The 12,178-nt window shown below is 51.9% G+C and carries 7 protein-coding genes; 6 read left to right on the top strand and 1 reads right to left on the bottom strand.

Translation table 11 applies throughout. From position 1 onward, the window contains the following. Nucleotides 1–82: 82 nt before the first annotated feature. Complete coding sequence (locus J2I46_RS07810) at nucleotides 83–1,360, top strand: sensor histidine kinase (RefSeq protein WP_207328446.1); 1,278 nt, start codon at nucleotides 83–85, stop codon at nucleotides 1,358–1,360. Between the two features lie 56 nt (nucleotides 1,361–1,416). Here the strand turns inward: J2I46_RS07810 and hslU are convergent, their stop codons facing one another. Then, nucleotides 1,417–2,817 carry an ATP-dependent protease ATPase subunit HslU gene (hslU, locus tag J2I46_RS07805; protein ID WP_207328445.1) on the bottom strand — a complete coding sequence of 467 codons (1,401 nt, stop codon included), beginning with the start codon at nucleotides 2,815–2,817 and terminating at the stop codon, nucleotides 1,417–1,419. Nucleotides 2,818–3,029: 212 nt separating this feature from the next. Here hslU and J2I46_RS07800 point away from each other — a divergent pair, with 212 nt between their 5' ends. From J2I46_RS07800 to J2I46_RS07780, 5 genes are all read left to right on the top strand, one after another. Beyond that, on the top strand, nucleotides 3,030–3,770 hold the full coding sequence (locus tag J2I46_RS07800; RefSeq protein WP_207328444.1) for an SOS response-associated peptidase: 741 nt from the start codon (nucleotides 3,030–3,032) through the stop codon (nucleotides 3,768–3,770). A gap of 195 nt (nucleotides 3,771–3,965) precedes the next feature. Beyond that, complete coding sequence (locus J2I46_RS07795; RefSeq protein WP_229379652.1) at nucleotides 3,966–6,917, top strand: TonB-dependent receptor; 2,952 nt, start codon at nucleotides 3,966–3,968, stop codon at nucleotides 6,915–6,917. A gap of 304 nt (nucleotides 6,918–7,221) precedes the next feature. Continuing rightward, nucleotides 7,222–8,706, top strand: a complete 1,485-nt coding sequence (locus J2I46_RS07790; RefSeq protein WP_207328443.1) for a circularly permuted type 2 ATP-grasp protein — start codon at nucleotides 7,222–7,224, stop codon at nucleotides 8,704–8,706. 523 nt (nucleotides 8,707–9,229) lie between these two features. Beyond that, nucleotides 9,230–10,489, top strand: a complete 1,260-nt coding sequence (locus J2I46_RS07785) for an arsenic transporter (protein WP_207328442.1) — start codon at nucleotides 9,230–9,232, stop codon at nucleotides 10,487–10,489. 386 nt (nucleotides 10,490–10,875) lie between these two features. Further along, the gene (locus J2I46_RS07780) at nucleotides 10,876–12,138 is read left to right on the top strand and encodes an MFS transporter (RefSeq protein WP_207328441.1); all 1,263 of its coding nucleotides are present in this window, start codon (nucleotides 10,876–10,878) and stop codon (nucleotides 12,136–12,138) included. The last annotated feature ends 40 nt before the right edge of the window (nucleotides 12,139–12,178 follow it).

The raw sequence follows: 12,178 nt of genomic DNA, 5'->3' as shown, positions 1-12,178 counted from the left end.
GCCCACTACGTCTAATCACTACATGTTACCCCTGTTCGTGCCTGCAGACGGCAACACGAATTCATCGATAAATGAGTACATCATGAAACAGACTAATTGGGTACTGTCGAGGCTCTATGCCAATGATTACCTTAACAGACTTTCTTCATTCGACAGACTACGGTATATTTCCCTGTTCCACATCACCCACTTTGGCCTTACCGTGTCGGTATTTGTTATTGCCACCAACGCCTTTTTCCTGAAACCAGACAGAGCCTTCCAGATTTCCCTGTCACTTATCACTTTTCTACCAACGGTGTGGCTCATTTATAAGCTTAAGGTCAACTTAGCTTGCTGGGCATTCCTGAGCACGCTATACATCAATGCCATTTGGTGGTTATACGTCCGCCTGACCACCCACATTGATAGCCACATCGAACTTAATTTTATTCTGATCGGCTTCTTTTCCGTTATCCTGATGGATGGAAAAACGTCATCTATAATCAACCTATTTCTAGGGATCAATTACCTGTTAACCAGGCTAGCAGCCTTTCACTTTATCGAAACTCCCTTTGAGCTTGGTCAACTCATTAATGGTGGGGCAGTTTTCGGCGCGCTGGCCTACGTCGGGTATGCTGTAAAAAGTACCGTCCTGCAAATGCAACTGGCAGTCAGGGAACAGAATACAGAGTTATTGCGAATGAATTCGACGAAAGATAAACTTTTCACGATCATTGGCCATGACCTACTCAGCCCAATCGCCGGGTTAAAAACGCAACTCAACACGCTTCAGGCTGGCTATACGTCGCCCCTTCGGTTTGGCCAGCGTACCGATCAACTCATACAACTGGTTGATGGCGTGTATCAAACCCTCAACAACCTCTTGCAATGGGCCATGTTACAACGCAATCGTACCAGAACCCAACCCAGCCCGCTGGATCTATCAACAGTAGCTCAATTTGTTCTGAACCTGTATCTGGTCAATATTGAGAGCAAAGGGCTTACCGTGACAACAAAACTTGACACAGCCAGAGCCTGTGTCGATGAGCATCAACTGTCGGCTATTATGCGTAATCTGCTACACAATGCCATCAAATTCACCCACCCGGGAGGAACGATCCAGATCTCAACACGAACACACAACAACCGCTCCTTTTTCATTATTCAGGATTCGGGTGTAGGTATGCCTATTCATGGCGTTGGTAACCAGCCAGATGGGGTAGTAACCAGCCAGTATGGCACCAACGGCGAAAAAGGAACGGGGCTCGGACTCGAATTGTGCCGGGAATTCGTGAAACTCAATGGAGGTAGCCTGGTTATCGAAAGTGCCCCAGGCCGAGGGGCAACCATCACGATCGATTTTCCGCTGCAGGCTGACTAGATCAAACGGCAAAAGCGAACTATTCTGTGCCGTTCGATCTGACCTCCTCAACTAATTTATAAAATATACTGGCTCAGGTCGCGGTTCTTGACCAGACCAGACAGGCGCTCCTGCACCAGTTCCTTCGTGACTTCTACCGTTGATCCCGATGGGATACTATCCGGAATGTCGTACATGAATTCATTGAGCAACTGACTCAGCACCGTTTGCAGGCGACGTGCTCCAATATTTTCTACTTCAGCGTTCACATCGAAGGCAATTCTGGCCATCTCGCGCATCGACTCGTCGGTGAAGATCAACGTAACGCCCTCGGCGGCCAGCATAGCTTCGTACTGCTTGGTTAATGCATTTTTCGGCTCGCGGAGAATCTGGTAAAAATCATCCTCCGACAGGCTCTGGAGCTCTACCCGAATTGGAAAACGTCCCTGCAATTCAGGAATCAGGTCCGACGGTTTGGCTACGTGAAACGCCCCTGCTGCCACGAACAGGATATGGTCGGTTTGCACTACACCATATTTCGTGTTTACTGATGAGCCTTCCACAATCGGCAGCAGATCGCGTTGAACGCCTTCACGGCTGACGTCGGGGCCACCTGAACCACCCGACCGGCTGGCGGCGATCTTGTCAATTTCGTCGATGAAAATAATCCCCGTATTCTGCGCTTTCTGAATGGCTTCTTCCTTTACCTCATCCATATCAATGAGTTTGGCGGCTTCTTCGTCGAGCATGATCTTGCGGGCTTCGGCGATGGTTACTTTACGCTTTTTGCCTTTTTTGGGCATCATGCCACCAATCATTTCCTGAATGTTCATCATCGACAATTCATCGATCGAACCGCCCATTACGCCGATATTGGGAGTCGACTGCTGGTGTACGTCGATGTCGATCTTACGATCGTCTAACTCGCCCGACTGGATTTTCTTACGGAACCGTTCGCGGGTACGTTCATTGAGTTCAGCATCAGAATCAGGCACCCCGTCGCTATTTTCCGTGCTGAAACCGACCAGATTACCGCCGTTGGCACCCTTCACGGGAGGAATCAGGATATCCAGGATAAGGTCTTCAACAATTTGCTGGGCACGTACCTGAACGGCTTCTTTTTTGGCCGTTCTGACCATATTGACGGCCTGCTCGACCAGGTCGCGCACCATACTTTCTACATCGCGACCAACGTACCCAACCTCGGTAAACTTCGAGGCTTCCACTTTCACAAAAGGAGCGTCGGCGAGTTTGGCCAGTCGACGGGCGATCTCGGTTTTACCGACGCCCGTGGCACCGATCATCAGAATATTGTTGGGTGTAATCTCGCGTTGCATGTCGGCAGGGGCATTCATCCGCCGCCAACGGTTTCGCAGGGCAATCGCCACGTTGCGCTTGGCCTCATGCTGGCCGATAATGTATTGATTCAGTTCGGCAACAATCTGCCGGGGTGTAAGGTCACGAATGAGTTCAGACATGCGAAAGTAAAGAGGCGGGAGTTAAAGGGGAAGGCGCTTCCGTCTACGACTCTTATTATTAAAATAACACCGTAACCGGCAAATGGTGCAAAAAACAGTTACCAATGAACAGTTATTAGTTATCAGTGGCTACGCTAACGACCGTAGGCCACAGTTAAATAACCTTACTCACGGATAACTGTTCATTGATAACTGTCAACTGTTCATTGCCTATGTGTTTTCATACTTCCTTAGTAGCCGATGCGACTGCGCTTGAAGCCCGATTCGACGCGACCATGCCGCCTGCAATTGACTTTGCACCAACGTATCATATCAACGCATACAGCTTTCCGGCCTATCCGGTTCTTACCCATCAGCAACCCGATCAGTTCAGGGCCATCCGCTGGGGATTGATTCCGCACTGGGTGAAATCGAAAGCAGACGCGGATAAACTACGTACCCAGACCATCAACGCCCGGTCGGAAACGATCTACGAGAAACCGTCGTTCCGGCAGGCAGCCAAACAGGCAAAACGCTGCCTTATTCCTGTCACGGGTTTCTTCGAATGGCACACCAACGGCAAGATGAAGTACCCCTTTTACCTCACCACCGACCAACCCATCACCAGCATTGCCGGCCTGTGGGACGAATGGGCCGACCCGGACAGCGGCGAAATTATCACCACATTTTCGCTCCTGACTACCGATGCAAATTCGCTGCTGGCGGCGGTGCACAATGAGAAAAAACGAATGCCCTGCGTGCTCACACCCGACGCCGAACGTACCTGGCTACACGAGGACCTGACTGAACGCGATGCCCTGCATTTGCTGTCGACAACGTACCCAGCCAAACAAATGCACAGCCAGTCGATCAGTAAACGCATTACGTCGCGGACAGAATCGACCAACGTACCCGAGGTATTGGCGCCATTCACCTATCCGGAACTGAGCAATGCAAGCGGTTTGGTGGCCTAAAATGACCGCTCATCCAACTAATGGGCCACTCCGTAAAGAATGGATTCAATGTGTAGATCAGGCTATTCGTCGGCACAAACCGGCTTTACCTTTGCAGTTTCGCCCGTTTCCGCGCAACACACAAGCCGCTTTCCTATCTATTTAGTTATGTGATTAGTAGCCTGTTGCCTCTACTCGACGTTACAACCAACTTTCATGAAAAAGAGAATACTTACTGCATTACTTGGGATTTGTTTAGGTACCCTTCATCTGCAAAACGCCCGGGCGCAGACACAACCATCATCAACAACACCCGCCAGCGGAACAACGGCCCCGGTAGCTGCTGAGCCTACGGTTATTGGCCTGCCATCGGCAGGGTCGCCAATCTCCGGCCTTCCCGGGGTTGATACAACCATTACCGACAGCACAAGGCGGCAGGCTGTCTCAGCAGCTCCGGCCAGTATGAGCACTGGAACGACCGCGCTGCCAATGAGTACTACGGGCGCTCCGGCTACCGTTGGCACACCAACAGGAACCATGTCGACAACTGGTTTGCCGCCTGCTACGCCAGCCAGTCCGGGCTTTGGTAACGGTCAGCCACAGCAGGCACCGCCAACCCAGGGTGTAGCTGGTCCGGAAGATGTTCCTCGTGGCAATGGCAGGGTATCTGGCATTGTGCTCGACTCATTAACCAAGCAACCCGTCGAGTTCGCGTCGGTTGCGCTGGTCAATATCGCGACCAACCGCCCCATTGATGGTGCGGTCTGCGATGCCCAAGGCAAGTTCACGATGACCCGGGTGGCCTCAGGTACGTTCCGATTGCTGGTATCTTTTGTTGGCTATCGCAATCAGATTGTACCCCGCGTTGTGGTCGAGGCTCGTGGAGCCGACGTCAATCTGGGCTCAATTTCGCTGGCGCCTGAAGTTCGCAACCTGAAAGAAGTGGTTGTGACGGGGCAGGCTGCCATCGTTGAAGAAAAAGTTGACCGGTTGGTCTACAACGCCGAGCGTGATTTGACATCGAAAGGTGGTGACGCCACGGATATCATGCGCAAAGTTCCCTTGCTCACCGTCGATCTCGATGGCAACGTTAGCTTACGGGGTAGCAGCAATGTACGTGTGTTGATTAATAACAAACCCAGTACGATTGTCGCCAGCAGCGTGGCCGATGCGTTGAAGCAGATTCCGGCCGACATGATCAAGAGCGTAGAGGTGATTACCAGCCCCTCGGCTAAGTACGATGCGGAAGGTTCAGCCGGTATCATCAACATCATCACCAAGAAAAACAACCTCCAGGGCTTTACCCTAAACCTCGACTCGGGCGTGGGGAACCGAGGGGCTAACCTGGGCTTGCAGGGCAACTTGCGTACCGGTAAAATGGGCTTCTCACTGAACGGTTTTGGCCGGGCCAACTATAATGTGCGGGGTAGTTTCGAGAATCGCCAGAGAACCGGCAACGTATCAACCACCCAAACAGCCAATACTCTGAACCAGGGTTTGTTTGGCCAGTATCAACTGGGCTGGGATTACGACATCAACAAAACGACGGCCCTGACAGCCAGCGTTCGCTATGGGGCACGGAACCAGATGAATTTCCAGAATAACCTGACCACTATCAGCAGTAATGTATTATCAAATTCAGTTATTGGGACGGGCGTACGTGATGTCGATGTCAAGGACTTATCGGGTACTGTAGATGTGAACCTTGATTTCACCAAAACGTATAAGCCTCAACAGGAATTGAGTATTCTGACGCTGTTCAGCCAGAACAACCGGACAAACAATTTCGTCGCCAACATTCTGGATCCCGCTACCAGTCAGAGCATTCTGAGCCGCGAGCGAAATGATAACACAAGCCGCAATCAGGAGTCAACGTTCCAGGTTGATTACCAAACCCCGCTTAAAACGAATCAACTGCTGGAGATGGGTGGTAAGGGTATTTTACGTCAGGTACGCAGCGACTACGCTTACCTGATAGCTTCCGGCGAAAATGGCGCTTACTCAAACAACCCCAATCGTCAGCCCAACGGGCTCGACTATGACCAGGACGTGGTAGCTGGCTACATCTCATATACGATGACGACCCTCAGTAAATATACGCTGAAGATCGGGACGCGTTATGAGCATACGGCTATCAACGCACGGCTACGCACGACTACAGGCGAAGATGCCCTGCTAAATCGTCGGCTGGATTCGATTCCGAACTACAGCAACCTAGTACCAAGCATCAACATCTCGAAGGCCCTGAAAAGTGGCAAGACAATAAAACTGGCCTATAACCGTCGGCTACAACGGCCGGGCATTCAATTCCTGAATCCCAACGTCAACGCCGCCAACCCGTTAAATATCGTGGTGGGTAACCCATCACTGAGCCCCGAACTAACCGATAATGTTGAGTTCAGCACCAGTACCAACATTAAATCGGTTTACCTGAACATATCGCTGTTCTCACGCTTCACCAACAACTCGATTGAGAGCGTGCGTGACACACTCAACCAGAATTTTGGCGACGTTACCAATCCAGTTTATCAACAGGTATTGCGGACTACTTACGCAAACATTGGTCAGCAAAACTCGTACGGGATCAACCTGTTTGGTAACGCTACGCTATTCTCTAAGCTCCAGTTAGGCGGCGGCGGCGACGTCTATTATTCGACCTTAACAAATAATAGCCCCAACTTGGCGCTTCGGGCCAGCAACTCCGGCTTCGTGGTTTCGGGACGGCTCTTTGCCAGTTTACAACTAAAAAACAACTGGGGCGTTCAGGCCAATATGTTTGCCCGAGGTCGCCAGATCCTGCTACAAGGCTATCAGGGCGGGTTCATGTTCTACAGCTTCGGTGTGCGGCATGAATTTGATGAGAAGCGGGGTAGCTTCGGTATTGCTGGCGAAAACATTTTCAACCACCCCTTTACCCAGCGGTCTGAGTCGAGTTCGGTGGTATTCTCGCAGGAAAGCATTCAGAACCTGTTCAACGCGGGTATCCGAGCGACGTTCAGCTACCGGTTTGGTAAACTTAGCTTCGACGGGGGAAACCGCCGCAAACGGTCGGTTAACAACGATGACGTGAAAGACGGCGGTGGCGGCGACAACGGTGGCCAGCAGCAACCAGCTGCCACGCCGGCAACAACTACACCAGCCGGAGGCGGCGGCCGTCGGCCAAGGTAGTTCCTGAAAAAGCTACTCCTCAATGAAGAACGGGCTTTGCTCACTAACACTCGTGTTGGTCAGTAAAGCCCGTTCTTCGTTGGGAGTACATCAGTTGCAGGTTCACCCGCAACTGATAGGCGATACTTCGCTACGTCCGTAGATTATTTTGCAAAAACGCTACTTCTGGCAATTAATAAGCACTACCTACGGGCACCAGTTCATGAAAATTTGCCGATTTCGTTGTGTCTCCCCACTACAAGTCTGCATTTGATGGCTTTGGTTGCTATCTTGTTTGCCAGATCAACCAATTGACCCCACTAGTATGAAACAACGTCAGTCGCTCAATGGCATGAACCAGACTCAGAGTACTGCTTCAGCCGGTTTCTCATTCAACGACTATCAGACCGATAATTTCTTCGACGAAATGTTTGGGGCAAACGGGAAGGTTCGTCATGGGTACGTTCCTTTCCGGAAACGGGTAGAGCAACTGACCCGGCACGATATGACCAGCCGCCAACAGGCTGCTGATCGGGCCTTGATGAGCATGGGAATTACCTTCAACGTTTATTCTGAAGGCGAAGGCACCGAACGGATTATGCCCATCGATATCATTCCGCGCATTATTGAAGCGGCCGAGTGGGACCAGATGGAGAAGGGCCTGATTCAGCGAATCAAGGCGCTGAACATGTTCATTCATGACATTTATAATGAACAGCGGGTATTGAATGACGGTGTTGTACCGCGCGAACTGATTGAATCGAGTAAGTGCTTTCTGACCCCCTGCCTGGGAGTTCGGCCTCCGAAAGATATCTGGTGCCACATTACCGGTACTGACCTGATCCGCGGCGATGATGGCGAGTTTATGGTACTGGAAGACAACCTGCGCTGTCCGTCGGGGGTATCATATATGCTGGAAAACCGTGAACTGACCAAGCAGACGTTTCCCGAAGTGCTGGCCAACACGGGCGTCCGGCCCGTATCAGATTACCCCACGCGGCTACTGCAAATGCTTCAGCATATTGCCGACCGGCCCAACCCAACGGTAGTAGTATTGACGCCCGGCGTCTATAATTCGGCCTATTTCGAACATTCGTACCTGGCCCAGCAAATGGGCGTCGAACTAGTGGATGCGCGCGATCTGGTGGTATCGGGTGGGTACGTTAAGATGCGCACAACGAAGGGCTTCCAGATCGTTGACGTTATCTATCGCCGTATCGACGATACGTTCCTGGACCCGAAAACCTTTAATCCTGATTCGCTGATTGGTGTACCGGGCATTTTCGAGGTATTCAAAAAGGGGCGCGTCGCACTGGCCAATGCACCCGGTACCGGCGTGGCCGACGACAAAGTGGTGTATGCCTACATACCCAGGATCATCGAGTATTACCTGGGTGAAAAACCACTGATTCAAAATGTAAAAACGTACATCTGTGGTGAAGATGAAGACCGGCAGTATGTGCTTGATAACATTGCCGATCTGGTAGTGAAAGAAGCCAACGAAGCGGGCGGTTACGGCATGTTGATCGGCCCTAAAGCCACCAAGAAGGATCATGACCTGTTCCGGAAGAAAATCAAGGAGAACCCGCGTAATTACATTGCCCAGCCGACTATCTCGCTATCCCGCGTTCCCTGCCTCATCGACGGGCAGGCGGAAGGGCGTCACGTTGACCTACGGCCCTATATCCTATACGGCGATCAGATCAACGTCATTCCCGGTGGCCTCACCCGCGTAGCCCTTCGCAAAGGATCACTGGTCGTGAACTCCTCGCAGGGCGGCGGCGGTAAAGACACCTGGGTGCTGTACTGAGCTGCACCTGCTTTACGCTTTTATTACACATAAAAAGCTGCTTTATCTGGGCAAATCCGCGTTTGGAGTCGCCTGGATAAAGCAGCTTTTTGCGTGATTGCCTGCCTGAACGCTTAACAAAGAATCGCAGCTTCTACCCTTTGCCGACCAAAGCCACTCATAAACGGCGTCAATCATACAAACTGTCCTGATCAGTCAAAACTGGCTGTATTCGACGATAGCCGGTAAACCTACTTAGCCATTTCATGCACTCCATTCGGTTGGTAACCCTGTAAGTGGTGCCAATTCGCTCATAATGCGTATAACGTTCTACACAACAAGTTAGGTAATTCCCTTGCCAAACATATCAACATCTGATTGACAGGCGGTTAGCTCATCACATCGCTATGGCATGATTTTTTACCATTTGCCCGGAGCTATATGCCATGTTGTTCGGTACCGACTTACTCTGTGTTGCCCCTTTTCGGCCAAAAACACCCGTTCACAGGCGAGGCTATTTGGCGTACAGACCCAACCCATTTGTATGAGTTCTATTTCTATCTGGATCATCTGCTTCTTATCCATTGCGGGGGTCATCCTTCGGCCTTTCAAAACGCCCGAATTTCTTTGGGCGGTATTGGGTGCCGTTATGCTGCTTGTATCAGGCTTGATCACACCCGCAGAAAGCCTGTTGGGCGTTGCTAAAGGAACGGACGTGTACCTGTTCCTGACGGGGATGATGTTGCTGGCAGAAACTGCCCGGTCAGAAAAACTATTCGATTGGCTGGCGGCTCATGCAACCAGGCGCGCCAGAGGGTCAGCCAGTCGTCTTTTTGGCCTGATTTACCTGGTGGGTATCGTCGTTACGGCCTTTCTGTCTAATGACGCCACGGCTGTGGTTCTTACACCTGCCGTAGCCGCAGCCGTCAGATCAGCCAAAGTCAACAACCCATTGCCCTACCTGTACATCTGCGCTTTCATTGCAAACGCAGCTTCGTTCGTCCTGCCAATATCCAATCCAGCCAATCTGGTCATCTACGGCACTCATTTACCGCCCCTGCTTTCCTGGCTGGCTCAGTATACCCTACCCTCGGTCGTATCTATCGCGGCTACCTATGGGATACTGCGGTTTACACAACGGACAGCGCTGACTGAATCGATCGAACCAGTTATTACCATTCCAGCCCTGTTGCCTGGCGGGAGGCTGGCTATCATAGGCATCGGTGTTACGGCACTTGTTCTCCTCATTGCATCGTCGCTTGATATTCCGTTGGGGCTACCGACGGCGGTTACCGGTATACTCACATCAGTACTGGTACTGATTCGAGCCAAGAAGAATCCCTGGGCGGTGATTAAAGATGTCTCCTGGTCGGTACTCCCTCTGGTAGCAGGGTTGTTTGTCCTGGTTGAAGCGTTGACAAAAACGGGACTTATCCAGGAATTAACGGCGCTGCTGCAAACCAGCACGGCACGTTCTGTTAGTGCAACGACCTGGAGCAGTGGCATCGGGGTAGCTCTGGCCTGTAACCTGGTCAATAACCTACCAGCCGGTCTGATTGCAGGTACGGTAGTGCAGGCCGGACACGTACCTGAGGTGATTAAAAGTGCCATCCTGATTGGCATCGACCTCGGGCCCAATTTATCGGTTACGGGATCACTGGCCACGATATTGTGGCTGGTCGCCTTGCGGCGGGAAGGGCTGAAGGTAAGCGCCTACACCTTTCTTAAACTTGGCGCGCTGGTGATGACCATTCCCCTGCTAATTACCCTGATGACGATCTGGCTCTATCACCTTTATATCTAATGGGCTCTCTACCAACAGCTAGTCGACGAGGTTGTTGACCAGGGCATCTCGGTGCTTAAGACAAATTAATCTTTTCTTCATCACGTCCTTAACTCAAGCTGATAGCTTCGCTCTCAAGACAAATTCCGTCACGCTAAAAATCAAGCTCTATCGGGTCTCTAACTGACCAGCCCTTTTGCTTCGCCAGCCGAACAGACGCTACAGCTTTAAACCGTCGACGATCACTCATCGGTTAGTACACGCTTATCCAATTCTATTAATTCTCAACTGTTTATGAACTCAGCTTTTACTACTAGTTTACTGGATGCACCGGCGATTCGCGGGCACCATGTTGCTTCGGCCTCACTTCAAATGGCGTCTGTCATCACTTCTTCGCTTCCTGAGCTATGGTAGACGTACAGCCTAGAATACCGACGCCCAAAGCGAGCCCAACCAGTCTTCGCGCCCTGGATGCGGCTAACTTTTTCCTAGCCGATGTCCGCGATGGACTGGGGCCGTACCTGGCCATCTATCTACTGACTACCCTTCACTGGACCGCTCAGGATATTGGCATTGCCATGTCAGTGATGGGTATTGCCACCGTGGTAACCCAAACACCCGCCGGGGCGCTGGTTGACCGTACGCGGCGGAAGCGGATTTATTCTATTGTTGCGTCACTACTGATCGCCACGGCGGCTTTACTGACCATCACCTGGCCCCGCTACGGCGTTATTCTGGGGGGACAAGCTATGATGGGTGTTGCTGCGGCCTGGTTTACGCCTGCCATTGCGGCCCTGACCCTGGGGATGGTTGGCCCTAAAGCCCTCGACGCACGGGTGGGGCGTAATGAGACGCTTAACCATGCCGGAAACGTTTTTGCCGCCGTTATGGCCGGCCTGATTGGTTACTACCTGCGCACGGAAGGCATATTCGTCTTGTTGGCGGTAATGTCTTTGTTGAGCAGTGTTTCCATCTGGAAGATTCGGGAGAAGGATATTGATCACCAGCTGGCGCGGGGCAAAGGATCAGAAGACGAAAAGGAGCCTGACGATACCAAACCTACAGGCCTCCGGGCCATTCTGAGCAATCGCTCAATCCTGTTTTTTGCCCTGGCCTGCGTTTTGTTCCATTTCGCCAACGCGGCCATGCTGCCGCTGTTAGGTCAGCGGCTGGCTCAGGGCACCAGCGCTGGTGCATCGTCAGCCTACATGTCGGCCTGCATTATCGTGGCGCAGTTCGTGATGATACCTACAAGCTATTTCACCGGAAAACTAGCGCCAAAGGGACGCAAGCGACTGCTGCTCATTGCCTTTGCGGTATTGCCCATTCGCGGCTTGCTCTACACCTTAACCGTTGACCCAACATTGCTGGTCGCCATTCAGCTCCTGGATGGCATCGGCGCGGGCATCTTCGGCGTATTGGCCATCCTGATCGTGTCAGATTTGACCACTGGTACAGGTTTATTCAATACCACGCAAGGAGCCATCGCTACGGCAGTTGGCCTGGGGTCGTCGCTCAGCAATGCCTTTGCGGGCAGTTTATTACAGCGAACGAGCTACAATGTTGCGTTTCTGACGCTGGCAGCCATTGCCGTTGTTGCGCTGGTAGTACTCTGGTCTTTAGTGCCGGAAACGAGTCGGCAGGGACGTCAGGTTACGTCCGAAACCTAGCTTCTTTTTCGCCGTCAACGCCTCGGCGCGGCCTGCGCAA

Origin of the sequence: Fibrella forsythiae (assembly GCF_017353175.1) — a bacterium.
GTDB classification, from domain to species: Bacteria; Bacteroidota; Bacteroidia; order Cytophagales; family Spirosomataceae; genus Fibrella; species Fibrella forsythiae.
This window is presented reverse-complemented; position numbering and strand designations above follow the sequence as displayed.